The organism is Tannerella forsythia (assembly GCF_003860135.1).
Classification (GTDB): Bacteria; Bacteroidota; Bacteroidia; order Bacteroidales; family Tannerellaceae; genus Tannerella; species Tannerella forsythia_A.
The window spans coordinates 42,576-69,500 of the sequence record NZ_RQYN01000005.1 but is presented as its reverse complement, the minus strand read 5'-3'; the positions used below and the strand labels follow the sequence as shown (position 1 = coordinate 69,500).

Sequence of the window (26,925 nt, the reverse complement as noted above, 5' to 3'; positions counted from 1 at the left end):
TCAACAACATTCTTTGGACGATTTTCGATTAAGAGTAACCTTTTCCTTTGGCTTTTCAGACTTTCCCCATTTTACGAGAATAACAAAGAAAGCGATTGTGACAATAAAGAATATAGGAAACATCCAGTTTCCTGATAAGGATAATGTGGAAATACTGAGAATTTGATAACCAGAAAAACACATCAAGATAACCCATACAATGGTAATAAAGAGGCTTACAATCTGGTTGATCCTTGAAACAGAATATCTATACGATAATGTCAATTCATACCATTTGTTATTATTCTCTATATGTCTTTTCATCAAATCTCCTGTGAATTCATCTTCTAAATCATCTATAATCACCTCCCAATTGGTTTGCCAATGCTTGCTGGCTCTATTTACGAGATACCAACTGAGAGAAAAGATAAAGCCAATACATGTTATAACGAAAGCGTAGTTTTCTCTATTGGTAAACTCTTTGCTTTCGGAAGATACAACTGCAATATACGCTCCAAAGGAAAAGGCTATAAATGCCCAAAAATAAGTAGTTCGTTTCCAATAAAGTTCAATTTCAAACTTCCTAATCTCGTGAGCTTTTTCAAAAGCAAGTCTTCTTTTCTCTTTTTCGATATCTCTTAATTCAGGCTGACACATATACTTTAATCTTATTGGTAATTCACATATTAAAAATATTTTTATTTCAGCAGGGCGATTGGCGGCAAAGGCGGTCGCTCTGCAATGAAAATGAGTTTACGGATTTTCATTGCTTACACCATTGTCCGGCTTCGTGCCTTTTTGGACTTTTAGGCTACGGATTTCCATTCGAGGATATATCGTTGAGGTATCATAATACGTCTGTTTCTATTTCATCGTTTACAATGACTTTCCATTTTTCGTCCAATGTGCCACGCTTCTCTGCCGAAAGAGAAAAATATTGGGGATATACAGTCCGCTTGGCAAGTACGGAAGCCAAGCCCTTTGTCAGGTCTGCTTTTCCCGGCAAGCTCTCAAAGATGTAGCCCAAACGCTGTATGATGGCCGTAGGGTAATAGGTTGCGGTGTTTCGCAAAGAAGATTTGCTGATACATTCAGACAATTCATCAATAATACCGACAACCCGTGCCAATCCGAAAGTGCGTTGGTTTTCCACAAGGTCGAGCATTGTCGCCTCCGGAGTGGACACATTCACATATCCCGTTCGGGTCTTCATCTGTGTAACACAAGAATTATCCCACTCTTTCCTTATGTTGAAAGCGATATGCAACCTGTCATTCTCTATGTTTCTGACAGGAGGCATACCTGTAGTAACAAAAAAACGCATCGGTTGCTGATGGGCAGCCCCGTGAAGTGCGGCAGCCGACAGAAGAGAGACGTAATAATCTCTTTCTATGTATTTCATCAAATCATCGATATACATAAGAGGCGGGACGTTTTTTTGCAGGGAAAACTCCGGGGTAATAATCACATAAAAGCCTCGTCTTATAAGTGCAATCTCTCCCTTGCTTGCCAAACGAGAAAGGGAGACCTGTACGATTTTCCTGCCATATCCGCTTTGCTGCATCACCTCCTCAATGGTAAACGAAATTCGCCCCACCGACAAGACCTGCCTGATAAAATCACCATAAGAGAATACTTTTTCTGCCATTTCCTTATTCTTTAATAGTAGCCGTAATGGCTACTATTCGCAAAGATAGACTACTCAAAAGAAAAGCTCAAAGAATTGAGTAAAAAAAGCTCCATACAGTCTCTTTTGGGATTCAAACGAATTGTCTTTAATCCTTTTCCCTAAAGCAACATTCCATAGACAGCATACACATCTATGTTCAAATCACTGACCAAAAGATTGCAAGGGACATGGACAAGTTGATGCAACAAAGGAGTATATAAGCCTAAACGGAAAAGAGTTTGTTCCATTTTAATGAAGCAAACTCTTTTCTGTTTAATTGTTGATGTCTTTACTCACTGTTTATCCTGCCATCGTTGAAATCTATTCATCAAGAAGATGGTTGTCGGTTATCTTTGTTTTTAGTTCAGTTTTGCATTGTTCAATAGTCTTGCCTGCTGTGTCAATAATAATATGGTCTTTTCGCCATTCGTGATATTCTCGTTTTTCGATGTCGTCCCATATCGGTATCTTCATATTTGTGACTTCTGAAATCCTCTGCATTGCTCGTTGCTTGTGTTCCGACTTGTCCGAGCAAACAATTTCAATATTTAAGAAACGGCAACCACTCTTAGCGGCAACCTCTTCCCATTCCCTTCTTGTCAATTCGATGGGGTTGCAGCTATCAGCCACGACATTACTGTTGAGTTGCAAATTGTCGCTTGCCATGCGGTAAGCCAATCTGTAACTCTCTCCCTCGACACTGATACGACATAGGTCTTTCAGTCCTTGTTCTATGGTATCAATGCGCAAGTAAACCGTTCCAAACTCTTTTGCGACAAACCTCGCAAGTGTGGATTTGCCAACCGCTGGTAGTCCAGAAAAAATAAAAAGAATGGCTTTGCTCATTGTAATATTCATTTTAACAACTTCGCTGCAAGTTTATAAGTGAACATAATTCGAGGATTGGATAAATCCCATTGCTCCACCTCTTGCCGTATCAATTCTGCGTGCTTCTTGCTTATATCCCTTAGAGCGTTTCCTACGGATTTCCGAAGATATTCGCTTTCGTGTCCCTTGTGCTTAGCGATTAGAGCAATAGCCATCAATGGGTTTTCTTTGAAGAATGGACGACTTGTCCAAATCCTCAACCCCTCTGTTACGGCACGGACTACATTCGGATTATCGTCAGTTATCCACTCTTCGATGAGTGGTAAAGACGTTTCATATCCTCTATGTTTGCAAACTTCATCAAAAGCTTTTGCAAGCATTTCCTGCACACGCCAATTTTCATCAGTACTTATTTGTTCTTTCAGAAAATGAAGTGCATCATTATTCGTTGTTGCCAATCTGCCCAATATAGTTGTTGCCAACATTCGGGCTTGATAGGCTTCGTGTTTGAACAACTCGAGAGCAAATTCAAAACATTGTTTCTTCGAGTATGCAGAAAGGATTTCATCAGCTCCATCAATAATATGCTGAAAGCCATGTTCTATTGGTAATATCTTGCTTAATATGTTGTCTATTCCCATTGTTATAAGTTCTTTCTAAGGTAAATCATATCTACAAGTCGTATATCTCCCTCGAAAATAGGACGGTCGTAATTGTCCGTGAAGAAATGCTCGATCCGATGAGACTTTTCAAAGCCACAACTTTCATAAAACGATAGAATTGCAGGAACTTCGCCTGTACCGACAAGCATTGTCTTATAGTCTTTTTTGTAGAAATCGGAAATGTAATCTATCAATCTCCTACCGAAACCTTTGCCCCGATACTGCTCGTATGTCACTATGTTTTTCAGTTCACAGGTATTACTGCTTACCGGCACTACAACGCAAATGCTTTTCAAGTCATCGTCGTATAAGGCAAACAAGTCTCCGTTTGGCAAGTACTTGTCAATCATATCTTCCTATTCATCTGCTAACAATAACAGGTCAAGGAATTGCTTCTTGTTTTCGGTTACTCTTTCTATTTTCATGAAGTCTGTTACGTTGAGGAACGACTTATGTCATTCTTGATTAGTTGACGCATACTGTCGTTGAATCTTTCTCGCTCGGTGCGGAGAACTCCAAAGAACTCTCTATCTATTTGCTCCACTGCAACTACCGCTTTTTGTACAAGATCTAAGGCTTTTCGAGTGATGGTTATTTCTTTGGCTCGTGTATCGGTTCTATGCTCTCTTCTCTCTATCAGCCCTTTTGATTGTAGTGTGCGTAAAACTTTAGAAACCATCATACGATCGGTTTTACTTTGATTTGCAATGTCAATCTGTGTTACGATATTACCATTTTGAGAAAGTGAAGCTACAGTTGCCAATAGAACGAATTGCGTATGCGTCAAATCCAATAAATCCAATGATTGCTTTATGCGACGCTGCCAAAGTGTTGTAACTTGCCAAAGCAGAAACCCCGAACTCTCTTCTGCCTTTTCGATTCCAAAAACAATGTCTGTCTTATTCATAGTGTCTTGGCTATGTTTATTTGTTTTACAACATCTTTGGGAATTGAATTGAACAGATTTTGGGCAATAAGTTTCACCCACAAGAAACTCAACACTCCTTTTACCGTGATAGTATATGAAATTCTCAACCCATCAGAGGTTTCCTCAAACAAATGCTGGTGATAGATTTTACCCAAAGGGAAAGAAGAAGCCGTAATAAACAATTGCTTCTCTACTACTTTTGAAAGAACAATCTTTATCTTCGGACCGCTTTTAGGTTTCAAAAGAATATGATAGCCTTGTTCAAATTGCCCATTCAATTGAGCGTTTTCCACTCCACTATCCCATGTATGCCAGCCATTTACATCAGCAAATAGCTTCCACATTTGTTCTTTTGTAACTTCATTAGTTGTAATAGAATACGTTTTTGACCACATATTTTAATTGTCTTATGTTCTGAAAGTATCAGGAAATGAATAAAGCGAAATCTGATGTTTCGTTTTTCTATGCCCTCTATCTTTCATGTGAAAAAACACTTTGTTGCCACAAACATAATATATTCGACAACAATAAAAGGTAAAACGGTTTGTTTTTTTGAAGGCAATACCGTTTTTTGAGAGAAAATTTATGCTTCACACGTTGAAAATCTAATCTGTAAGACTACAAATTCTCCATACCGAACTTGGCAATCTCGTCTATAATCGGCAGAACTTTCTCTCCCAATGGCGTGAGGGAGTACTCTACTCGTGGAGGTACTTCGGGATACTGTTTCTTTTTAATCAGCCCTTTACCGCACAAGAATTTCAACTCGTCGATAAGCATCTTCTCGCTGATACCGGGAATAGCACGTTTGAGTTCTCCGTAACGGATTACCCTGTGGTTGATTTGAAAAATGATGAGTAGCGTCCATTTACCTGCAAAAATCTGCATAGACTTTCGCACGGGACATTCTGTGTCTGAAATCTTTCTCTCCATGACAAACTTTTTTATTCTTGATAATCAGCAATTCTAACAATATGGTGTGTATCATACAATATTGTGTGTACTTGCAGATAGTAGTGCAAAGGTATAACTTTGCAGTGGTTCTGACAATTAAAAATACAGTTTTATGGAAAAGAAAATCGAAAAAGTGCGTCAATTTTACACCGCTTTGGCACAGGGTGATTTTGAAACGGTGGGGGCATTGCTCTCCGATGATTTGATATGGCATCAACCGGGAAAGGGTACATTGTCGGGCGTTTACAACGGCAAGCAGAATGTTTTCGCTCATTTGGGAAGAATGGCTCAATTGAGTAATGGAACATTCGCTATCGACCAAGTGGATTATGTGACGGGAAACGGCGATTTGGTTGTAGCTGCGATTGGATTTGCAGTGTCGGCAAACGGGCATTCAATGGAGATGAGGGGAGTAGACCTTTTCCGCTTTGATAATGACCTGATAAAGGAAGTCTGGCTGTTCTCCGAGCGAATCGACGAAGAAGACCGCTTCTGGACGGCACTGGCACAAGGATGATCATTTACCAAAAACACTAAGGCAGGCAGTGAGATAAATGCGTCTTACTGCCTGTTTATTAATCTATTTCTGTTAGGGTTTAACTGTTTGCCTCTGTTGTCTTGATTTTGGTCATATTGTCGATTTGTTTTGACCACGACAAAGCAACTCTCAAAAAAAAGTGACGTAAGATTCCAGAAAAGTGACGTAAGTTTTTTCTGATTCTTACGTAAGATTTGTTGGCTTCTTCGACCACTTTTCTTCATTGGCTCATCATACGCCAAAATCAAGACACAACGGAATGTACAGTAAGTAAAAAGCAGACAGTGGGAAATTATCCTCTCACTGCCTGCTTTTCCTTAATTATGTTGTCTGCCGACGGTATAGCAGACGATTATGGGTGAGGAGGAAACTTTCTTCTTAGAAAACCTGCCGATTATCCACCTGCGCAAAGTCTTTGCCTGTGGCGTGGCAATACGAAACGACAGCATTGCTATCATTTCAATACTGTACAAATCAATAAATCCCCGTTCTGAGCGGATTGTCTTCATCGCTTCCGTCTCCATCAAAAGCCCCTCTTTGAATATCGCTTTGATTTGTGCGTTCACCTTGCCAGAGAATGCCCCGAGCAGATTGGCTATCTCACAAGCCGACATCCATACGGGAGTTGTCGGGATATGTATTTCTCCATTCTCCCTGATGGTTATGATTTCTCTTTTCATCGTGTTTCAATATTCGTTGTTCTTTCGTCTTTCTATCAGCCTGTCCATATCTTCTGAGATTTTCTTCTCAGAAATCTTCGCATAAGTCTGCGTGCTGGTGATGGAGGCGTGCCCCATCATCTTAGCAATGCTCTCCGTACAAATCCCCTCGGAAATCAAAAACGAGCCGAAGCTGTGCCGGGCTTGATGGTAGGACAGATTCTCCTTGCGCCCGATGATGACGCCCAGTTCGTGTATTTCAAACCACATCATATCCCTGCTTGGCAGAGGGAAGACGGGTTGTGTGTCATCGGTCGTGTTGTACAGATTGATAATCTGCTCCGCTATCGGATGCAGGGGGATAAATGACTCTACCTTTGTCTTCCTGCGGTTAATCCGTATATAACGTCTTCCTTCGGCAGTTTTCCCTATGTGGTGCGGATAAAGCAATTGTGTATCGACATAGGCAAGCCCCGTAAAACAGGAGAAGATAAAAGTCCGTCGAGCCAGTTCTTTCAAAGGGTCATTGTCGGGGAGTTTCAGTTCCAGCAGTTGTTTCAACTCCGCTTTGCTGATATGCATACGCTTGGCAGGTGGCTTCTTCTCATATTCGACTTCTTCCAATGGATTGGCTCTAATAATCTCATGGTCAACGGCAAGGTAAACTAATCGGTTCAGCCAACAAAGGCAATGGTTGGTCTGCGATGCTCCGAAGTTTTTGTATCGTTTCAGATAAACCTTGTATTCCCGTCCGAACTCCTCGGTGATGTCTGAGAAAGCAATGTCGCTCATGCCTTTTGACTCCAAAAACTCGCGAATATAACTTTGGTAATATCTTGAACTCCTGTATGTGGAGTTTGAGCCTATTTCTTTGGCTCTTATCGCAAGGCGTTCTCTTTCTCTTTCTCCCATCCGGAGTAAATGAAGGGGGACTACGACATGTCCTGCGATTTCGTTTTTCAACAGTTCGGCACTGACAACGCCGTATTTCTTGAGCAGATCCTCATAAAGCCGTTCCGCATTACTGCGGAATTTCTTCAGACGGTTGTTTGTCCGTGTATCTGAGGCCTCTGCATTTTTGGCGTTCCATTGTTGGGGTTTGCAGGAGATACCGGTGGTTATCGTCGTGCTTTTCCCGTCAATGGAGATTCGGCAAAGGACGGAAGTTGTACCGTCTGCACGAACTTTGTTGCGATTGATATAGAGTAGTAAAGAGAATGTACTGCGCATGGTTATTTCATTGTTTTTTTTGTTTTCACTCTGCTTTCAATATGTCTGTGTTTTTATAATACGAGTTTGAGGTCTTTTGTCGCTTCGATGTATTTGTCCATATCTTCGAAGAGTTTCTTGGGAGTTACCTTCGCATATATCTGAGTAGTTTGCAGGTTGGAGTGTCCCAGCATCTTGCAGATGGTCTCTATGGGTACTCCGGCTTCCAGAGTAATCAACGAAGCGAAGGAATGCCTGCCGGCATGGTAGGTCAGGTCTTCCTTGATGTCGGCAAGAACCGCAAGGCTTTTCATCAGACGGCGAAGGTTGGGATGGTATAGCATCGGAAAAAGAGTCGGACGGGTATCGTCGTTGTATTTCTCTATCAATTCGATGGCTTCGGGCAGCAGCTTGACACAGGCGCGAAGCTCGTTTTTCTTGCGGCGGTATTTTAACCATAGACAGCCATTATCATCCGTGAATAGGTTATCCCGTGTAACGGAAACAGCATCGGCGTAGGCTGTCCCTGTATAGCAGGCGAAAAGGAAGAGATCCCTTGCCAAGATATGGGAAGCACGATGTTCAGGAATTTCCAAGTCACGGATTTTCTCAAAGGATTCCCGGCTTAGGGCTTTCGGTGTCTTCTCCTCTTGCTTGGGGAGACTGAAGTGTGCGAAGAAACATTTGTCGGCATAACCTTCCTTGTAGGCTTTACGGCATACCTTCTTGACGATAGCCAGATAGTGTCGGCAGGTATCTATGGCAAGTCCTTTATCGTCCAAGATGAAACTCTGATAATCGTGAATGAACTGCTCCGTCATCTGACCGAAAGCGATGTCTTTGGTGCAAAACTCCTTTTCGATGAACTCTGCCAAAGTTCTACGGGTATAGATATAGGCTGGGTAAGTTCCCTTTGCACGGTCTATCCCGATGCGTTTCCTCAATTCCTCGCAGACAATGTCCGTCATTCCCAATAGAGTCATCTGCGTTCCGAGACTTCCTTGAAACAGGTCCTTGACAGCTTCGGCGTCAAAATCGACCTTACGTTCCTCCAAGGTGTCGAATGCCGCATGGATGGAGAGTAGCAGCTTGTCCAATTTGGCATTCACCTCCACGGCTTCATTGCTTTTACCGTTCAACCGACTCTCACGAGGATTCCATAAGTCAGGAGTACAGGAGATTTTGCAACTGAACTGCACCATCGAACGATTGACGGTAATGCGTCCCATGATGGGGGCTTTGCCCGACTTGTCGGGTCTGCTCTTTTTCAGGTAGAGCAACACCTTGAACTTTTCTATCCTCATACGCTTTAATTTTATGGGCAAAATTACCCGTTGCTAAAGCGTTCTCTGATACGCAAAATATTGATAAACAGACAGAAAGAAACGAGATGAGAAAAAATCTTCCAATAATCGTTACCTCAGCTTGTTCGGGAAACAACAGGATAACGGTTTGGTAACTGAAAGGTCTCAATATCCCATACTATTTTGCCTATCCCTATCTGTTGCAGAATATAGAAAAACAGCTAATTCACAACCAGTTACCTTATTTATACCTATGTTCCTCTTATGCCTGCTTAGGCTTGTATTTACCATTGCGCCCGGCACACTTTTGCGACTCTCACTCTATCAAAGGGAGTGTCCATTGAAAGTGTCAGTAAGATGTTAGGCCATACGAACATCCGGACAACTCAGATTTATGCACGTATCACAGACTCTAAAATCAGTGATGACATGAATCTTTTTGCAGCTAAGATTAAAAGCCTTGATGAAAAATTAGCCATCAACCCATAAATTCATCGAACTATGGAATTACAACTCATTCAAAACAAGATTTTCGAGATTCGGGAGCAACGAGTAATGCTTGATTATAATCTTGCCGAGCTCTATGAGGTCGAAACACGTGCGTTGAAACAAGCCGTGAAACGTAATATAAAGCGTTTTCCGCCGGATTTTATGTTTGAACTCACGAAAAGTGAATGGCAAGAGCTTATCACAATATGTGACAACCTGCCTCAGAACCTGAAATTCAGTCCAGCCCTTCCATTTGCATTTACCGAACAAGGGGTGGCAATGCTCTCTTCTGTATTAAGAAGTCCCAAAGCTATCGAGGTGAATATCTCTATTATGCGGGCGTTCGTGGTACTGCGTCAATACGCCTTAGGCTACGCCGAATTGAATCGCAAACTGGAGGAGTTTATGATTGAAACGAATATGCAGTTTAGTGACATCTACCAAGCACTCACCGAACTTGCATCACAAAAAGAGCAAGAAAACAAACCTCGCCGGCGAATCGGTTTCACAGCAAAGCAAGAGGAGGAATAACCGATTAACTATGTTGTGTTATGAATCGAGGTTATATCAAAATCCGAGAAAACGGCGAAAATCAATTTGTTGTTGAAGCAAAACTTGTAAATTGCACTTTATGGATGACTAAGCATGAGATTGCGAGTCTGTTTAATGTTTATGTAAGTAGCATCGGCAATCAGCTTCGGAGTATATTCAAATCCGGGTTATTGTGTGAAGACGAAGTGAGCTGTATACATAAATATAAGTATAATGGCCGCGAATCTGAAATGAAGCTCTATAATTTGGAAGCTCTCATATTCATAAGTTACCGGACGGCCTCCTTTGAAGCAAGAGCTTTTAGGGAATGGGTCATGAAGGCTTTGACCGAATATATCTGTACAAAGCCCCAAAAAGAAAAAGAGGTTTGGGTGGTATATAACTTATCGTCAAGATTTGCTGATATAAAACTAAATTAAGTAGAATATTCACAAACAATTCAGTTATGAAAAAGACAATTTATTTTTTGATTGCGGTTCTCTTCGTTGCTTGCAGTGAGTTCAATATGAACAGCAAGTACGAGAAAGCCATTCGTGATTACGTATTGAAAGGTCAATCCGGCATTGACTTTAAGGTATTGGAAATGTCGGAATAAGGCATAGTCACGGTTGCCGACAGTATTGCTTATCTGACAAACGATTTTAGAAAGGATAAGGAGGTTGTCATCAAACGTATTGAACTCGCGAAGAAACTAACCGAAGATTTGCAGACCGCCACCAAGCTGAAAAGCGAATACGACAAGTATGCGGAAGACATTGAGCGAATGAACGCTCGGATTGATTCGCTTAGAACTTTGCCACCCGACAACTTACGAGAGTATGACAGCCAGAATCCGGCAGACGTGCTTGTCGTGATTATCCGTTGCAAGTACTCGCTCGATATTTCGGGTACAACCGTCGAAGAAACATTCGATTTTTATATCTCGCCGGATGGAAGTAAATGCTACCAGAAAAAAGGTACTTAGCCAAATTCTATAAAAATAGAGAAGCCTGCTTCTTCAAAGGAGTAGGTTTCTTCTCTGCTTTGCCAACTTACCCTCCTAAACATCGATATATCTTTCGAATCATACTACTATCAAATTCCTTGTTTTCTATTTGTACCCAACCGGACTTTTCAGGAATCCCTGAGAATAAAGCAATCCCCTTTTCAAAGACTTCAGGCGTGTAAATGATTATCATTTCGTCAATCAAGCCATTGTCACGTAATAAGGAAATGAGGTCGGCGCCTCCGGCAAGCCAAATGTCCTTCCCTTCCGCTCTTTTGAGGTCAGCAATCGTCTCCGAAACCTTTTCCGTGATGAATTTTACGTCATACTTTGCTAAGACCGGATGAGAAGAAACGACATATACCTCTTTGCCTTTGTATGGCCATAGAATATCCATACAAACAAGATTACTGTACATATTACCATCTAAAAGAACGGTATCCACGGAGTTTAAGAAATCTTGATGTTCTTCCTTCGATGGTATCGGGTGATTGACAAGCCAACTCAAGTCTCCGTCGGGAGGTGCGATATATCCATCCGAAGAAACAGCGATGTACAGTTTAATCTTTTTCATGTCTCAATTTATTGCCATTTTTCCAGTCAAAGAACATTCGCTAACCTCCAAAAAAGAAAGCGTGGAACTCACGCTGCTTCGTTACGAGGCACTGGTATGCCCTTGGAAGAAGACAGGCAAGCCCACGCCATACTTGCGTATAGCATGAACATTGCGCATCGGTCTCTTCCATTTGAAAATTACCAGTTTCCGTAACGAGACGTTCAGCGAACGTTATGTTATATATCATGAATTGCAGAAAAATATTCCCGCAATACATATACTTCTATATTTCTCCTACAAAGATACTGTATTTGTAAGCAAAAACCATGAAAAATCGTTTTTTCAATTCTTCATTTCGTTTATAACATGCTGTAAAGTCTATTCTTAGAAACGAAGAAGACGATTATTTATTCAAAATCCGATAGTCCTGATATCCTATATCCTTTTTTCTCTGCTTCCCTCGAATATAATCTCTTCCTCTCTAAGACAAAGCATCCGGAAAGCGGTAAGACGTGTCGGGTTCAGTTGCGAAAGTATTTTCGTGTTCTTAACGCCGTCGCAAGTTCAAGCCTTACGGTTTGAACGAAAAATCTTCCTCTTTCCCTTATGCTTCGGGCGAGCGTATTTATTCGTCAAAAACCGGACGACGGCTGAACACTACTTTCTCATTGCACCTGAAACTCGACACTCCTTACCGGCTCCGATAGGGCATAAAAAAAAAGTCAGAGGTTAGGAGAAGCATCGAAAAAAACAGGAAACATCGAACGACAGCCTACCTTCCAATTAGCATAAAATCAGCAGGGAAAATCGCTCTTGTGGTTTTGGGGTACTTCGTTTGGGGTACAGGCTTTCTCTGGGTGTTGGCTGCTTGGTATCTGCTAATTCCCATTCTTCGGGGTATTATCTCCTTACTGGTGGGGTTGCTCACCGTTATTCTCGTTCTTCTCGCCTTACTGACATTTCTATAACTTCCTAAAATTCAAAATCATGAGCAAGGTATTTTTATTAGGTGCAAACAAGCAGATTGACAGAGCCGAGCAGGTAGTAGAAGTAAATCAGATTATCCAAATGGAGGGATACAGTTGCGACAAATATGTTGTTTACGAAGTATCTTTTTCCATGACTTACCTAATGAATGGGGAGAAAAAGTAACAAAAAGCCGAAAAGAAATGAAATTCATTCTATTTGTTCAACAGTAATTCAATTAGGAGAAGCGCTAAATTTGAAAAGGCTATCACAATTACAGACCCATGTTTACATAGAGCAAATAAGCATATTCCCGGAAAAAGTTTTAACTTTGCACGAAGCAAAAAAATATATACGAAATAATCCGAAAATCAAGAGGGCTACAAACCGAATGGACACTTTCTTTACATATAATCCCTTATGGCACGAGCAAATCGGTAAGATTTATGCTCTGTTGGAACGTGTAAAGATTTCGGAGGAGCAGTCGAAAGACGTATTGCACCTGAAAAGAACAAACCGCATTCTTACGGTCGGTTCTACAACGGCTATCGAGGGCAACAGGCTCACTGTTCAGCAGGTGTTTGATGTGATTAACGACAAGGTCGTGTTTGCTCCTCTGCACGATATTCAAGAGGTGAAAAACGCTTTTTCGGCATACGGGCAAATACCCGATTTAGATCCATATAGCGTTGATGACCTTCTGAAAGCACACAGGGCTATCACCGAGAATCTCATTCAAGAGTCAGGGCAATTCCGTAGTGTTGGCGTTGCCGTTGTCGATAGCAAGGGAAAGGTGTTGCATTTAGGGGCAAATTTTGAAGAAGTGCCTGCACGGGTTGCCGAACTATTGGAGTGGGGAAAAACAACCGATACGCACGCTCTTATAAAGAGTTCGGCCATGCACTTTATGATAGAGCATATTCATCCGTTCCGTGACGGAAACGGCAGAATAGGACGGCTTTGGCAAACGCTTGTTCTCTCGAAATGGAACGAGCTTTTTGAGTGGCTTCCCGTAGAGACAATGATTTACTACAACCAAGAAAAGTATTACCAAGCCCTGCAACAATCGCAATCCAACAGCGGTATGCCCGATTGTCGTCCATTTATCGACTTTATGCTTGATATTATCGGAAATGCGATGGTTCGATATGTTGAAAGCGAAGAGAAAAACAATGGTGGTTTAAGAGGTGGAATAAAAGGTGGATTAAATGAGGTTGAGCAAGCGATTGTCTCATTAATCAGAGAGAACCAATATATTAGAGTTTTTGAAATGGCTCAAAAACTCTCAAAGCCTGTCCGCACCATCGAGAATCATATTAGCCGGCTTAAAGAGCGAGGTATCGTATCCCGCATGGGCAGTAAGAAAACGGGCTACTGGAAAATTAATTGAGTAGGGTTGCATATCGTTTACAGTGCGAAAAAGCTTTCTCGCAAGGTCGTGTGAACTGCGTCCTAAAAAGTTGAACATAAAAAAACGCCCGAATCCCAGGCGTTTTATTTTAGTATCCGTACCATACTGCATACAGCGGTCTGGCTATACGTCGTGTCAGAAGCCTTACCTTTTCCTGCACGCGGTGCTCTTTTTCATCCGCATTGTCATTCTTCCAGCCGAATGTTTTCTGCACCACCTGACCGAAGCTATCCTCGATGTACACGTCGATGACCTGTTGGTCGGTAGTTCGAGAAGTGTAATACAGCCTGAACTTTTCTTTGGTGAGCGGATAGCGTTCGTTGGGCAAAAGCAAAGTGCCGTTCCCCAACCTCAGTTCTCCTTTTCCGTCGGGTTGAAAATAGCGAATAAAGTACTTTGTATATTGATAATTGCCCTCTTTTACTAAGCGGCATCGGATTTCTACCGTCTGTCCCTTGACGATGTTCTTCTGCACCGGCATCGTTTCGACGGTGAACGGGTACGCTTGCTGAATATCCAACTCGTGATTACAAGCAGACAGGCAAAACACGGCGAAGGCAAGCAGCCCCGTCACCCAAATTGCGTTTAATATATTTCGTTTCATTGTATCCTCCTTTCTCTTTTTAGTGTATCATCCATTTCAGTCCTGCTCCGAATTGCGCATGAAGCCGTCCGGTGGATGTACTCCACAGCACCCGTTCGCGGGCAGTCAGAAGCAGCACGATACGGTCGGACAAATATGTCTCCATTTCGAGGGTGAGTGCTCCGCCATAGACAAAGCCGTCTTTGTTTCGAAGAGTAGCCCCGTCGAAAAGCGTCTTTTCGCCCCAATTGCTTGTTTCGTATCCGGCAAGAGCGGATGCTCCGAGCGAAAACAGCAATGTCTTACCGGGCGTAGAAAGAAAATTCAGGAAGTAACCGCCCTCTCCCGTGAACTGGCTGACGGGGATTCGATTCGCTCTGTACGGATAATACTTGTTCAGGTACTCTGCGCCAAAGACCCACTGATGGCCGCCTTTAGAGTATGTGGTCATCGACAGTCCGAAAGAATATCCCAACTTATTCCTGCTATCCGGACGGTGCATGCCGTCTACCATGCTTCCCGTTATCCGTATGCCTTGCATACCGGGCAGGCAGCGTTGGGCGTAAGCCTGATTCGTGGAAAACAACGTCCACAGGACCGAGAACATAAATACCAGCTGTTTCATAGATTTACTTCACTTTTAGTTCACTGATTACACGGGCTCTCACAAGATCGGCATTCTCTACGGTGAACGACTGATGGCGTCCACCGTCTTTTTCGTGCAACTCGACCACAAGATGCTTATCGTCGGGAATGGTAAACTTCGGCAGTGTAAAAACGGTTCGCTCCGTTTTCTTTCCTCCGGCACACATCAGATGGTTATACGCTCTGAGCGGGGCAATGACCTGTTCCTGAATAGCAGTGCGCTTGGCTATCTTTTTATCGATGATTTTGAACGTGATGTAATCCATGTCAAACGGTACGTGGGAGGCGTTTTTCAGTTGCGTATGGAAATAGAGCAATCCGTTGTGCGTGTAAATTCCTTTCAACGTAAATTGGATGCCGAAGCGTTTACTCCCGATATGTTTTATCTCACGCCTGTTGTTTTGATGGATGGATTGCATAATCAACCTGACGAGCAGGGGCGACTCGCGCCCTAACTCCTTCAGGTAAATATCCATCGCATTGTTCGGGCGGTTCACCGCTTCGCCGTCGCGGATAAAGTCGGCCATCTCTATGCTTAACTTGACCGGTTCGTCGGCATACTTCACGTTGAACGTGTAATAGGCTCCGTCTTCGGTAATCACCGCCAGATTACTCTCACGGAAGAAATGAAGTGCGGCCTTCACCCGCAGTACGTTTTCCGCTCCGTCGGCTTTGGCGGCCAACAAATCGGCGGAACCCAAATCTACGTAGCGAATCGCTGCCGGGAAGATGATATGCACGGTTTTGGAGAACGTAACCTCCAGCGCATACGGCGGTATCATGCGGTTAAAGGTGAGCGGGCGTGTCAGCCCTTCAAAATAATCTCCTTTGGAAGGAGAAGAGAGCGTGTCGGCTTGCTGTGCTTGCGCCGTTGTGATGCACCCGATAAGAGCGCATACCCAAAGAATTGATTTCATACGAATTGATTTGATTTTTAATGATGCCTTGCATGACAGAGCGAGGGATAGGAAAATGACATCCTACCGTGCCTGATATACGGATTGGGCGAATAAATGTTCTCTCTCTAACTGTACTTGTTGCGGGAGTGAATGTCTTTGGGTATGGGGGCGGATGATTTTAACAGGGAGCGGGTGTTTTTTTTATATGGGGTCGGATGTTTCTTACAAGGGGTGAATGATTTTTTGCAGGGAGTGAAACGTTTTTTGCGTGGGGTGGATGTGTTTTTGCAGGGGGCGGATGATTTTAACAGGGAGCGGGTGTTTTTTTATATGGGGTTGAATGTTTCTTACAAGGGGTGAATGATTTTTTGCAGGGAGTGAAATGTTTTTTGTGTGGGGTGGATGTGTTTTTGCAGGGGGCGGGTGATTTTTTGCAGGGAGTGAGGTGTTTTTGACAGGGGGTAGGATGCTTTTTGCAGGAGAGGGAAAAGTCTCTGCGACGTAAATACGAACGCTCCGCATGCGTTAGCAGTTGGAGCGTTGAGGTTTGTTATTTTTATTTATTCGGTGTGCTATTAGCGGACAATTTTAGTGAGGGCTTCGAGTAGTTGCGGATTGTCTTCGAGAGCGATGCGGGCTACGGCAAAGAAGTCGGACAGCCACGTTTCGATGGCGCGGAAGGCGGCGTCTTTTTGCTTGGTGGCGTCTTGGCTTTCGCCTTTTTCGCGCAGGTAATCGGCTCGGGCTTGTCTCACCAGGGCGGCTTGTTGTTGGGCTTGGGTGATGGTTTCGGGCGTTATTTTGAACTGTGCAAGAGGGGTAGCTATTGCAGGAGTGAGGGCGATGATGCGGTAGAAGTTTTCGGCTTCTTCGAGGCGCGGGGCGAAGGCATCGGGATCACGCCCTACGATGCCGAGCTGCTTGATAACGGCAGGGTCGCGCCGGAAACATACTTTGGCTGCCTTGCGGTGTGCGGCATAGGCTGCAAGAAACTGTTCGGCCTGCTGGTCGAAGTTTTTACGGGCAACGGTAACTTCGGCGTTTTCACGCAGGTTGTCGTTGTAGGCTTTGCGTGCGGCATCGGCAAGGGTTTTGCCTTCGGCTATTTTTGCGTCATCGTATCCGTACTCCGCAAGTTCGTTTTGTATGACGGGTTGCGTGGATACGTTGGTAAAGATGGCATCGTAGTTAAGCAGGGCTTTTTCGTTGGAAACGTAAGCCGAACGGCGCTTCTTGGGGGTTGGATTTTCAGGTGTCATATTTTTTACGTTTTATGTTAAATAATTAATAGCTTATCATGTATTTGAGAGCAAAGTTAGTAATTATTGCAAAAATAAGCAAGATATCGGGTGATTATTTTTTTGCTCTGTTTTTATGATTCGATTTTTAAGTCCTTTGTATTCATGCATACAATTGGCTTTTATTCATAAAAAAGCAAATTGATTCATTTTTAAATCTTTATCTATGAGCAATTTTGTTTTTTTATTGCTTATGTAAATCTTTGGATTTATAATATTTTATACATGCTTTTTTATTGGTGGCTTTGTCTGATAAAAAAAATAAATTAAGGTGAGTTCGACCTAAGCAGGCATCAATTTTGAGCGATCCATAAGTTCTTGATAGAGGTTTACGGATGGTTTTCCATTATGTTCCAACTTTTTGGCCCTTTTCTTACATCGAAATTCACATTAAAAATAAAAAATGATTACGAATATTGTAATATATACGAATGTTGTATATTTGTTGCGTAAATAAGGCGTTAGGTGCAAGTGTAACGAAGTGCAAAAAACAAGCAAAAAATGGATAACAATAACAGATTGAAAAGTTTCATTGACAGTTTAAATTCTCAAATTGGAAATAATTATGAGATTATTAAAGAAATATTTACTATTGAATATGGTTATCCTGCATTAGACCCCATTCGTGATGAGATTTGCAAATGTTTTATTTGTGGATTATATCAATCAACAATAACACTGACAAATTATTTTTTAGAAAAATCCCTTAAATTTTGCTTAGGGGTGAAGTATTCTATCGAAAATAAAGCAGATGATGTGGAAATTAAAGATGCCTTTATTGATGGAATAAACAAATATGATAATTTACAATTAGAGGCATCTATAAATGCAGCCTGTTCGCAAGGATTGATTTCGAAACAGCAAAAACAAGAATTGAGAAATTTTAAAAATAAATACAGAAATCCGTATTCACACGCAAACAAAGCCATTTTTAGTGGAAAGTCGGTAAAAGGGAAACAAGTTTCAACAAAAGACTTGGAAAATGGTCTTGAAGATTTTCTAAAATTATGTTTTGACAATAGTAAAGACGTGGAAATTCCAATAGAAAATTTACCTTTTGCTCAGGGTATTTTTCAAGTTGAAATTGCAAAAGACGATTGTTTCCCTTATTTCAAAAGTGTAGACCAAATAGTTAGAGATATGCTACTAAAAATTAAAGGAAAAGAATATGCTAACAGATGATTCGAAAATTAGAGATGTTCACGGAATAACAGATGGACAAAAACAAAGAATTTTAGATTTTTTGCAAGGAGCTGTGTATAGTTGGTGTAAAAACAGAAAAGACGAATGGTTTGCAGCCCGTGATTTACTTGGTGGAGATAATTATTATTGGCAAGGTACTCCGATGATTGCTCTTTATGAAAAGTCAAAAGACGTAGAACAAGCAGGTAAAGATGCGGGATGGCTTCTAAAAAAAGTTTTAAGTGATGACAAAAGAACTTTTGAAGTTTCAACTGATGGCAGAGTTAAAATATATCGTTGGAATGGACAAGAAAAAAACGAATAAATAATTTAACACCAACACCTAACACGGGTTTTCCGTCAGGAGGGGTTACACGCAAACTTGAAGTTTTGTCTCCCGCACCGGCCTTTTGCTTTGAATGGTCCCTTTTTTCGTAGATGGAAGCAAGTGGCTCCGATTCGGCACCAAGAGGCATATCCTGCTATATGAGAGCAGAGTGCTTTGCTCCGTAACTTTGCGCCATGAAAGATTCGAACGTATCCGGGACTGTTTTTACGCCCCCTTTTCTTTACCTCTGTTCCGGTCAGAGAACAGATTTATTTGCGCCGGAGAAGCAAATAGCAAGCTGTGTTTTTTGCTGCACGAAACAAGTTCTGCTGCAAAAAACGCTTGCCCCGAAAGGGGACAGGCATATCCTCCGAAGTCGGTTGCTTGTAAAGAAGATTTTCCGGGGATTACGGATGCGTTTACGACAGTCTATCCACTAAAAAGGCCAATGTATGAATGAAGAGAAAAGTAAGCCTCCGAAACGGGGCAAAGGCGGAAGAAATCCCAAGATCGACCCGGCACGTTTCCGCTACTCGGTCAATTTTACGGCCGAAGAACATGCCCGTTTCCTCACACTGTTTGAGGAGTCGGGAGTGCAATCGAAAGCGCGTTTTATAGCCGCGCGTGTCTTCGGGGAAGAGTTCCGGGTCATCAAACACGACCGTGCCATTATGGAATATGCGACCAAACTCTCCTCTTTTTATGCGCAGTTTCGCTCCGTCGGAGTGAATTACAACCAAGTGGTAAAGGAGTTGCACAGCCATTTTTCGGAGAAGAAAGCGTTGGCCTTGCTCTATAAATTGGAGAAAGCGACGGTCGATTTGGTAGAGATCGGCCGGAAGGTCTTGGCCTTATCGGAAGCGTGTAAGGAGCAATGGTCGCAAAAATAAATATCGGCAGCAACCTGTACGGGGCACTGGCTTACAATCAGGAAAAGGTGGACGAGGGATTAGGCAAAGTGCTCGGCTCGCGTCTGGTCTTTGAACCTGCCGACGGAGCGTTCAGCGTTTCGGAATGTATGAACGATTTTATGCGGTTTGTTCCGGCACACTTCCGTACCGAGAAACCGGTCTTTCATGTTTCCATCAATCCGCATCCCGACGACCGTCTGTCGGACGACCAACTCACGGACATCGGACACGAGTATATGCAACGGCTCGGATATGGGAATCAACCGTATCTGATTTTCAAACACGAGGATATCGGGCGGGAACACATCCACATCGTTTCGCTCCGGGTAGACAGTAACGGAAAGAAGATTAACGATTACCGCGAACATGAGCGAAGTAAGCAGATTACGGAACAGTTGGAGCGCAAATACCATCTTCATCCGGCGGAAGGACAAAAGCATTCCGAGCAATGGGAATTAACACCGGTCGATGTTTCGCAGGGGAATCTGAAAAAGCAGATGGCATCGGTCATCAAACCGTTGGCCGCCATGTACCACTTTCAGTCGATGGGCGAATACAAGGCGCTTCTTTCTCTGTACAACATCCATCTGGAAGAACTTAAAGGCGAAGTAAAAGGAAAGCCTTACCGGGGACTGCTCTATTCGGCATTGGACCGCGAAGGAAACAAGGTTGGCAATCCGATAAAGTCTTCCCTATTCGGTAAATCTGTCGGATATGACGGATTGGAAAAACGGATGGTAACATCTGCCGGACGCATCAAAAAGCAACGGTTGAAGTTGCATACGCTCCAAGCGGTATCGGAAGTCAAGCGGAGTTGTCGGAATGAGGGCGAGTTTCGAGCGGAACTACGTCAACAGGGAATGGATGTGTTGTTTCGACGGAATGACGAGGGGCGTATCTATGGTGCAACTTTTATTGATCATACGACCCGTACCGTATTGAATGGCTCCCGATTGGGCAAGGAGTATTCCGCCAATGTCTTCAACGAGTTATACGGTGGTAAGCAGGAACAAGCGGAGAATACGGTCAGCCCTATCCGGCTTTCGGATATTTACCACACGTCCGAATGGGGAGCAGGCGGATTGTTTTCCATGCTTTCCCCTGAGCCGGAGTACCACCACAAAGAAGACCAGCCTTTCCCATACCGTAAGAAAAAGAAAAAACGAAGGTATGGGAGGCAGGTGTGAGAAACACTCATTGATTTATTAACAATTTAATTTTTTAAGAAAATGCAACAAGAAGACGATTTGAGAGGACTTGCCAAAGTGATGGAATTTATGCGAGCGATAAGCATTTTGTTCGTGGTGATAAACATCTATTGGTTCTGCTATTACGCCCTGAAGGAATGGAATATCGGCATCGCCGTCGTGGATAAAATCTTGCTAAACTTCAACCGTACAGCAGGACTGTTCGACAACATTCTTTATACAAAGCTGTTTGCCGTTGTCTTCCTTGCCCTTTCCTGCTTAGGGACAAAGGGGGTGAAGGAGGAAAAAGTTACATGGTCGAAAATCTATGTATTTATGACCATCGGATTTATCCTTTTCTTTATGAACTGGTGGATGCTTGATTTACCTTTGCCGGTAGCAACAACTGCCGGATTTTACATCTTGACAACGGCATCAGGCTATCTTTTTCTGTTGGTAGGTGGACTGTGGATGAGCCGGCTACTCAAAAACAGCCTGATGGACGATGTTTTCAATACCGAAAACGAGAGTTTTATGCAGGAAACGCGGTTGTTGCAAAATGAGTACTCCATAAACTTGCCGACCAAGTTCTGGTACAGAAAAAAGCAATGGAGTGGCTGGATAAACGTGGTAAATCCGTTTCGGGCAAGTATCGTGTTAGGTACTCCGGGCAGCGGAAAGTCGTATGCCGTAGTGAATCAGTACATCAAACAACAAATTGAGAGAGGCTTTTCGATGTACGTGTATGACTTTAAGTTTCCCGATCTTTCCATGATTGCCTACAATCATTTACTGAATCATCAGGCAGGATACAAAAAAGTTCCAACTTTTTATGTGATAAACTTCGATGATCCGGCCCGTTCTCACCGTTGCAATCCCATCAACCCTTCGTTTATGGAGGACATTAGCGATGCTTACGAATCAAGTTTCACTATTATGCTGAACCTGAACAAGAACTGGGTACAGAAGCAGGGCGATTTCTTCGTGGAGAGCCCGATTATCCTTTTTGCGGCTATTATCTGGTTTTTGCGCATTTATCAGGATGGCAAGTACTGTACTTTCCCGCATGCCATTGAGTTTCTGAACAAGAGGTATGAAGACATTTTCCCCATTCTTACTTCTTACCCTGAGCTGGAGAACTACTTGAGCCCTTTTATGGATGCTTGGTTAGGTGGTGCCGCAGACCAATTGATGGGGCAGATTGCCAGTGCAAAAATCCCGCTCTCCCGAATGATTTCGCCCCAGTTATATTGGGTAATGAGCGGAGACGAATTTACCCTTGACATCAACAATCCGGAAGACCCGAAGATTTTAGTTGTCGGCAACAACCCCGACCGTCAGAATATTTACTCGGCGGCATTGGGCCTGTACAATAGCCGGATTGTAAAACTCATCAATAAAAAGGGGCGATTGAAAAGTTCGGTCATCATCGATGAGTTGCCGACCATCTTCTTCAAGGGACTGGATAATCTGATTGCTACCGCCCGAAGCAACAAAGTGGCCGTAATATTGGGCTTTCAGGATTTCAGTCAGTTGCGACGCGATTATGGAGATAAAGAGAGTAAGGTTATTGAAAATACAGTCGGCAATATCTTCTCTGGTCAAGTGGTCAGTGAAACGGCAAAAACATTATCGGAACGTTTCGGAAAAGTGCTTCAAAAACGGCAGAGCATGAGTATTACCCGAAGCGATAAAACGACTTCCATCTCTACACAAATGGACAGCCTGATACCGGCATCGAAAATATCCAACCTTACACAAGGAATGTTTGTCGGAGCAGTGGCCGACAACTTTGATGAGCGTATTGAGCAGAAAATTTTCCACTGTGAGATTGTAGTGGATAACGCAAAAGTCACAGCCGAAACAAAGGCTTATCAACCTATTCCTGTCATCACTGATTTTACGGATGAGAACGGGACAGACCGCATGAAAGAGCAGATACAACTTAACTACAACTGCATCAAGGAGGAAACGAAACAAATCGTTACTGACGAGTTAGAACGGATAAAGAATGATCCGGATCTTTGCCATCTTCTACCGAAAAAGGAAGGATAAAATAGTTAAAGCCGCGATTTTAAGACTCTAACTATTTTTGTTCGTTCAATTATCTAATGTGGGAAAATATCTTTTACTCAATGACATATCAGCATTATAATTGCAACAACTAAATTTGCACCAATGACTCGCAACTGCTAACATATAAGGACGCCATAGTCTTCTTTGAGAATTTTGAATTGCCGTTCGATACTGGGAATTACTTAATAACTTGGTACATTTGTCTTTTTTGAAAAAGTTCCTTATGATAAAGTCTATACCTAATACAGCATCCATTGGCGGATGAGATATTCTCGGTGATGGCAGTAGCAAAACGTCTCCGAGGTCAATATTCTTCATCGGATTGCCGCCATAAGTTAAATGAAATTCAGGATGAATGTATTCATTTACAGAGTTATTATCAAAATCTAAATGCCAATGAGAAATTACTTTTTTCCCATTAACTTGCCCTGAAATTTCAATTGAAAAATTATAATCTCCAAATACTGTGTTTTGTACTTGTTCTTCAGTATGATCTATTTCACCTATTTGTACACTAAGAATAGCCTCTAATAATTTTACTTCGCTTGGAACTGTATTTCGAGGTATATCATCTATTCTAAATTTAAGTTTTTGTAAATTATATGACCAATCCTTAGATTTATTTAATTCACCTGCGACCTTTGAAAGTGGACTTGTATCTATACAAAATTTTTCTTGACGCAAAATAGTCGCAAGGAAATTCAAATCAGTACTTACACTGCCTTTACTCATAATTTATCTCTCTCTTCGATATTGTGCCTGTAATTCTTTCAAACGCTCTTCTTCCAGTTTTGCGACTTTCTTCCAAATATTTATATTTGTTCGATGTAAAGCTGCTTCAACTGAAACATAATCTGGATCCTGCCATGGATATAAATTCTCTTGCCTATCGATCATTAAACCATCAACAGGATCTAATGGGCGATTATTACCTTTACAGACTGTCCAAAATTCATCACTATCTGATTTTGGCATCTTTTCTGAGGGATAAATTTTTGTTAATTTCAATTCTTTTTTGATATACTCAACCCTATCAGACGCAGAGGTTGCACGAAGATAAGTTTCAGCATGAATAGTTTTATTCCACCAAATTTCAATTATAGGCATCCACCAACGTTCCCACCCCTGATAAAATACACCTTTATAAAGTGCTTCATTTAATGATGACAAAACTTGTTCCCAATCCTCGCTAGATTGTTCAATATCAATGCCTAATCTTGCGGCCAATGTCCGCTCGTCTATTAATAAGCCTTGTTTCAAAAGCAATTCATTAATTAGAAAATTAGCAATAACGTGAGACGGATTATTTGCTAAATTATTCAATTCTGAAACAAATCGCTCGTCCACAACACTAATATCAATACTCAATACCTTTGATAGATTTTCAGCAGATAGGTTAATACTACGATAGCCTTCTGCCAAGGCAATTAATTTAGGAATATACTCCTCTATATATATATTAGGACCTGTAATACTTTCTTTTTCAATAAAAACATCGAACAAATTTCTTCCTGAATTTTCTAAAGATTGTGTTATTTTATCATTCGCCGAAAAAAGAATTATAGGAAATTCTTTTATGCTTTTTTCCTTTTGACGAGTTCTAATCTCTTGAGCTAATGAAGTCCCTCTATAGTTTGCTTTTTTTCCATCTTTAGTATTTGCATAATCATCCAAACGCAAATCAATGATTAATCCATCTAATTTATCTTCTTTTTGCCTATCTTCGATAAATTGAATTTGCTGCTCCCAAGTACTCTCGGGCTGACTTAAAAAAACCTCAATGCGTCCCTCTTTTTTTAAGCCCTGAACAGTACCATTTGCTCTGTCGGTACTATCATCATCAATATATAAATAATTTATTGCCATAATATTTATTGTTTTAGAATAGGGATTTCTATTTTTATACAGGTTGCAAAACCTTTTGTCGGTTCAGCAATTAATATTTTTCCTTTATAAGATGTGATTATATCTTTTACTATTTTCAGCCCAAGTCCAGATCCCACTAATCGGTCATTGCTTGGAGCATCAAATCCAGCAGGAGTAGATGTCGTAAAGAAAGCGTTAAATACCCTTGAACGATTTTCGATAGGAATTCCATCTCCATTATCATAGAAATTCAAAAATGCATTGTCATTTTCGATACCTACCTCAACGAATATCTTCCCATTTGCTCGTTGAGCCCTGTTTATTGCTTTCTTGGCATTTGTATATAAGTTAAATAATATAGAACTCCATTCGGATTTATGCATTGGAACTGTAATAACATCATAATCCCAAATGTCAACATCAAATGTAATTTTATTTTTTGATAAATCATTTGCTATTGTTTGTTGAAATGAGTCTAGTATAGCCAGCACATCGATAGGCTCAGTTTCTCTATTAATATTTTGAGAAACCGTAGCATTAAAATAGGCTGTATAGGCTATCAAATTATTTAAATTATGAGTAATTCCATTTAATAGAACTATGCCATTCTCTGTTAAATTTTCCTCTTTTAATTGACTTATATACCCGTAAATAGAAGGCTGAAATTGCTTTATCTCATGTGAGAATTCACCAATTATAAGTCCCATACCTGCCAATACGCGAAGCATACTCGCCTCTTCAATCTCTTTTCGAATAGATGCTACTAATTTTTTTCGTTTCGCCTTTTCTTTCTTTCGTCTTTCTTCTTTCCTTTCTGTTGATTGATTGTCAGAGTCATTTTCATCACCTTGGTTATCATCATCTATACTATCTACTAAATCATCTAATTCTTTTAATTTTTCCTCAGTAGATTGTTCTTTTTCTTCTGATTCTTGAGTAAAATCATCATCAGCCTCACCTTCTTGTTCCTTAAACAAAGTGACTCCTTCGCTAATTCTTAATCTTGCTGCAAATAACGACTTATACATAAAATCAGAAAGCTGTTTAAATGCTTCATTTTCAATGAGCCCTTCTCGACTGGCTGTTTCTTCGAATATATCACCTTTAGGATCTGTTATCTCAACAAAACCAAACATATTTTTATTTGCAAGGGGAACGTTAACAAACCCAGATTGTTGCCCCCATCTCCTGTCAACACCTATCCAGTCATCGGTAAGTTCACCATATGGTAATACTCTAAATCCATTTCTATATAATCTAACCCCACTTGCTGTATTAGATAACTCTTGGATACTTGTTAAATCTAATTTTGTTATACCTCCACGATAGTATTGAGGTCTTTGATAAATGAAATAATGTATTTTGAAATAAACATCCTGTAAATGAGAATAGTATCTGTTAATTACTTTATCTCCATCTTCATTTTTTTTATCATATTCAATTTCTATTATGTCATCAATATGAAGTCCTTCACTTTTAACATGTACAGTTCCCTTGTGCTGTGCATTTATATGACCCTCAAAAACAGCTAATGCTTTATCAAAGATAGATATTTGCTCATTTAGGATAAATTCTTTTTGTCCATTGACTTCTTGGGAAAAATTGACTTTAAATGATGCCTCATTTTGAATTGCAGAATTATGTCTTTTACTTCTATCTGAGAGATAATTCGGCTGGAATAAATCAAGTACATATCTGTACACACGCTTTATTGCAGCAACTGTCCATCCATCTCGAAGTCCATTCATTATTAAGATTGTACCTTCTTCTTTTTCTTTATCAACTTCTTCAATGGGAAAGGTTATTGAGCCAAGTTCTTTGTCAATAGTATATTCATTCCACTTAATGACAATTTTCAGCGCTCTTTCTGCATTTTTAGTTTGCGTAATAATCGTCAATTGTTCTCCAAGTCGTTGTGTCGCAAAACGTCCAATTCCTTTTCTTCCTGCTTTTGTCCGCTTAAATCTTTCGGATATGGGATTATGTATCTTATCAGCTGAAGAAATCCTCATAAAACCATTAATCAACTGATCTTCGGTCATCCCAATACCATTATCGGAAATAACTAAGGTTCCTCCTTTTTGGTATGAATCAATAAAATCAACATCTACAACTGTCGCATCGGCATCATAAGCATTTTTAATAAGTTCAGAGACGGCAGTTTCGGCTCGGCCTACTAACTCGTAGCCAAGGCGTTGAATCAATCCAGCATCAACCGTAAAACCAACTTCTTTTATGTTTTTTTCTTCCTCTGCCATATG

29 protein-coding genes and 3 pseudogenes are annotated in these 26,925 nt (G+C 41.3%); 13 read left to right on the top strand and 19 right to left on the bottom strand.

Annotated features, from left to right (window positions below):
- From EII41_RS02610 to EII41_RS02575, 8 genes and pseudogenes are all read right to left on the bottom strand, one after another.
- On the bottom strand, positions 1-636 hold the full coding sequence (locus EII41_RS02610) for a hypothetical protein (protein WP_124789313.1): 636 nt from the start codon (positions 634-636) through the stop codon (positions 1-3).
- A gap of 190 nt (positions 637-826) precedes the next feature.
- Positions 827-1,627 carry a type IV toxin-antitoxin system AbiEi family antitoxin gene (locus EII41_RS02605; RefSeq protein ID WP_124789312.1) on the bottom strand — a complete coding sequence of 267 codons (801 nt, stop codon included), beginning with the start codon at positions 1,625-1,627 and terminating at the stop codon, positions 827-829.
- A 342-nt stretch (positions 1,628-1,969) separates the two neighbouring features.
- Entirely contained in the window at positions 1,970-2,494 is a 525-nt protein-coding gene (locus EII41_RS02600) for an AAA family ATPase (protein WP_124789311.1), read from the bottom strand.
- Positions 2,495-2,502: 8 nt separating this feature from the next.
- A complete protein-coding gene (locus tag EII41_RS02595; protein WP_124789310.1) occupies positions 2,503-3,117 on the bottom strand; it encodes a DNA alkylation repair protein in 615 nt (204 codons plus the stop codon).
- A 2-nt stretch (positions 3,118-3,119) separates the two neighbouring features.
- Positions 3,120-3,563: pseudogene (locus EII41_RS02590) on the bottom strand (GNAT family N-acetyltransferase).
- An 8-nt stretch (positions 3,564-3,571) separates the two neighbouring features.
- Positions 3,572-4,045: a MarR family winged helix-turn-helix transcriptional regulator gene (locus EII41_RS02585; protein WP_124789309.1), complete on the bottom strand. Its 474-nt coding sequence runs from the start codon at positions 4,043-4,045 to the stop codon at positions 3,572-3,574.
- Entirely contained in the window at positions 4,042-4,461 is a 420-nt protein-coding gene (locus EII41_RS02580) for an SRPBCC family protein (RefSeq protein WP_124789308.1), read from the bottom strand. The genes EII41_RS02585 and EII41_RS02580 overlap by 4 nt, the downstream gene beginning before the upstream one ends.
- 223 nt (positions 4,462-4,684) lie before the next feature.
- Positions 4,685-4,999 carry a winged helix-turn-helix transcriptional regulator gene (locus EII41_RS02575; protein WP_124789307.1) on the bottom strand — a complete coding sequence of 105 codons (315 nt, stop codon included), beginning with the start codon at positions 4,997-4,999 and terminating at the stop codon, positions 4,685-4,687.
- A 133-nt stretch (positions 5,000-5,132) separates the two neighbouring features.
- Between EII41_RS02575 and EII41_RS02570 the strand changes: the two genes are divergently transcribed.
- Positions 5,133-5,537, top strand: a complete 405-nt coding sequence (locus tag EII41_RS02570; protein WP_124789306.1) for a nuclear transport factor 2 family protein — start codon at positions 5,133-5,135, stop codon at positions 5,535-5,537.
- A 338-nt stretch (positions 5,538-5,875) separates the two neighbouring features.
- Here EII41_RS02570 and EII41_RS02560 read toward each other — a convergent pair whose 3' ends face one another.
- The 3 genes from EII41_RS02560 to EII41_RS02550 are packed head-to-tail and all read right to left on the bottom strand — an operon-like array spanning position 5,876 to position 8,730.
- Complete coding sequence (locus tag EII41_RS02560) at positions 5,876-6,238, bottom strand: hypothetical protein (protein ID WP_124789304.1); 363 nt, start codon at positions 6,236-6,238, stop codon at positions 5,876-5,878.
- A gap of 6 nt (positions 6,239-6,244) precedes the next feature.
- On the bottom strand, positions 6,245-7,447 hold the full coding sequence (locus EII41_RS02555; RefSeq protein WP_124789303.1) for a site-specific integrase: 1,203 nt from the start codon (positions 7,445-7,447) through the stop codon (positions 6,245-6,247).
- A 53-nt stretch (positions 7,448-7,500) separates the two neighbouring features.
- The gene (locus EII41_RS02550) at positions 7,501-8,730 is read right to left on the bottom strand and encodes a site-specific integrase (RefSeq protein WP_124789302.1); all 1,230 of its coding nucleotides are present in this window, start codon (positions 8,728-8,730) and stop codon (positions 7,501-7,503) included.
- Between the two features lie 285 nt (positions 8,731-9,015).
- Here EII41_RS02550 and EII41_RS02545 point away from each other — a divergent pair.
- The 5 genes and pseudogenes from EII41_RS02545 to EII41_RS14485 form a co-directional block, all read left to right on the top strand.
- Positions 9,016-9,219: pseudogene (locus EII41_RS02545) on the top strand (tyrosine-type recombinase/integrase); the annotation flags it as partial.
- A 12-nt stretch (positions 9,220-9,231) separates the two neighbouring features.
- A complete protein-coding gene (locus EII41_RS02540; protein ID WP_124751656.1) occupies positions 9,232-9,750 on the top strand; it encodes an ORF6N domain-containing protein in 519 nt (172 codons plus the stop codon).
- A 20-nt stretch (positions 9,751-9,770) separates the two neighbouring features.
- Positions 9,771-10,190, top strand: a complete 420-nt coding sequence (locus EII41_RS02535) for a virulence RhuM family protein (RefSeq protein WP_124789301.1) — start codon at positions 9,771-9,773, stop codon at positions 10,188-10,190.
- A gap of 26 nt (positions 10,191-10,216) precedes the next feature.
- A complete protein-coding gene (locus EII41_RS14490) occupies positions 10,217-10,366 on the top strand; it encodes a hypothetical protein (RefSeq protein ID WP_231964098.1) in 150 nt (49 codons plus the stop codon).
- 168 nt (positions 10,367-10,534) lie between these two features.
- A complete protein-coding gene (locus EII41_RS14485; RefSeq protein ID WP_260425449.1) occupies positions 10,535-10,735 on the top strand; it encodes a hypothetical protein in 201 nt (66 codons plus the stop codon).
- A gap of 67 nt (positions 10,736-10,802) precedes the next feature.
- Here the strand turns inward: EII41_RS14485 and EII41_RS02525 are convergent, their stop codons facing one another.
- Positions 10,803-11,330, bottom strand: coding sequence for a dihydrofolate reductase family protein (locus tag EII41_RS02525; protein WP_124789300.1), 528 nt, complete (start codon positions 11,328-11,330; stop codon positions 10,803-10,805).
- A 969-nt stretch (positions 11,331-12,299) separates the two neighbouring features.
- Between EII41_RS02525 and EII41_RS14480 the strand changes: the two are divergent.
- Positions 12,300-12,425 (top strand): annotated as a pseudogene (locus EII41_RS14480) (fusion protein); the annotation flags it as partial.
- 22 nt (positions 12,426-12,447) lie between these two features.
- A complete protein-coding gene (locus EII41_RS02520; protein WP_124789299.1) occupies positions 12,448-13,668 on the top strand; it encodes a Fic family protein in 1,221 nt (406 codons plus the stop codon).
- 109 nt (positions 13,669-13,777) lie between these two features.
- On the opposite strand, the gene EII41_RS02515 is transcribed toward EII41_RS02520, so the two are convergent.
- The 4 genes from EII41_RS02515 to EII41_RS02500 all read right to left on the bottom strand — a co-directional run bounded on the left by EII41_RS02515 (position 13,778) and on the right by EII41_RS02500 (position 17,075).
- On the bottom strand, positions 13,778-14,293 hold the full coding sequence (locus tag EII41_RS02515; protein ID WP_124789298.1) for a DUF3872 domain-containing protein: 516 nt from the start codon (positions 14,291-14,293) through the stop codon (positions 13,778-13,780).
- A gap of 19 nt (positions 14,294-14,312) precedes the next feature.
- The gene (locus EII41_RS02510) at positions 14,313-14,897 is read right to left on the bottom strand and encodes a conjugal transfer protein TraO (protein ID WP_124789297.1); all 585 of its coding nucleotides are present in this window, start codon (positions 14,895-14,897) and stop codon (positions 14,313-14,315) included.
- A 4-nt stretch (positions 14,898-14,901) separates the two neighbouring features.
- Positions 14,902-15,834: a conjugative transposon protein TraN gene (traN, locus tag EII41_RS02505; RefSeq protein ID WP_124789296.1), complete on the bottom strand. Its 933-nt coding sequence runs from the start codon at positions 15,832-15,834 to the stop codon at positions 14,902-14,904.
- A 557-nt stretch (positions 15,835-16,391) separates the two neighbouring features.
- Entirely contained in the window at positions 16,392-17,075 is a 684-nt protein-coding gene (locus EII41_RS02500) for a hypothetical protein (RefSeq protein ID WP_124789295.1), read from the bottom strand.
- Between the two features lie 540 nt (positions 17,076-17,615).
- Here EII41_RS02500 and EII41_RS02495 point away from each other — a divergent pair.
- The 5 genes from EII41_RS02495 to mobC all read left to right on the top strand — a co-directional run bounded on the left by EII41_RS02495 (position 17,616) and on the right by mobC (position 22,777).
- Complete coding sequence (locus EII41_RS02495; protein WP_124789294.1) at positions 17,616-18,296, top strand: hypothetical protein; 681 nt, start codon at positions 17,616-17,618, stop codon at positions 18,294-18,296.
- Positions 18,283-18,621, top strand: a complete 339-nt coding sequence (locus tag EII41_RS02490; RefSeq protein ID WP_124789293.1) for a hypothetical protein — start codon at positions 18,283-18,285, stop codon at positions 18,619-18,621. Before EII41_RS02495 ends, EII41_RS02490 begins: the two co-directional genes overlap by 14 nt.
- A gap of 455 nt (positions 18,622-19,076) precedes the next feature.
- Positions 19,077-19,514: a conjugal transfer protein MobA gene (mobA, locus tag EII41_RS02485; protein WP_021680144.1), complete on the top strand. Its 438-nt coding sequence runs from the start codon at positions 19,077-19,079 to the stop codon at positions 19,512-19,514.
- Positions 19,499-20,722: a conjugal transfer protein MobB gene (gene mobB / locus EII41_RS02480; RefSeq protein ID WP_124789292.1), complete on the top strand. Its 1,224-nt coding sequence runs from the start codon at positions 19,499-19,501 to the stop codon at positions 20,720-20,722. The genes mobA and mobB overlap by 16 nt, the downstream gene beginning before the upstream one ends.
- A gap of 42 nt (positions 20,723-20,764) precedes the next feature.
- Positions 20,765-22,777: a conjugal transfer protein MobC gene (gene mobC / locus EII41_RS02475; protein ID WP_124789291.1), complete on the top strand. Its 2,013-nt coding sequence runs from the start codon at positions 20,765-20,767 to the stop codon at positions 22,775-22,777.
- Positions 22,778-22,822: 45 nt separating this feature from the next.
- On the opposite strand, the gene EII41_RS02470 is transcribed toward mobC, so the two are convergent.
- The 3 genes from EII41_RS02470 to EII41_RS02460 are packed head-to-tail and all read right to left on the bottom strand — an operon-like array spanning position 22,823 to position 26,922.
- Positions 22,823-23,530 (bottom strand): hypothetical protein, encoded by a 708-nt coding sequence (locus tag EII41_RS02470; RefSeq protein WP_124789290.1) that lies wholly within the window; start codon positions 23,528-23,530, stop codon positions 22,823-22,825.
- Between the two features lie 3 nt (positions 23,531-23,533).
- A complete protein-coding gene (locus EII41_RS02465) occupies positions 23,534-24,664 on the bottom strand; it encodes a hypothetical protein (RefSeq protein WP_124789289.1) in 1,131 nt (376 codons plus the stop codon).
- Positions 24,665-24,669: 5 nt separating this feature from the next.
- Positions 24,670-26,922, bottom strand: a complete 2,253-nt coding sequence (locus EII41_RS02460) for a sensor histidine kinase (RefSeq protein ID WP_036830501.1) — start codon at positions 26,920-26,922, stop codon at positions 24,670-24,672.
- Positions 26,923-26,925 lie beyond the last annotated feature (3 nt).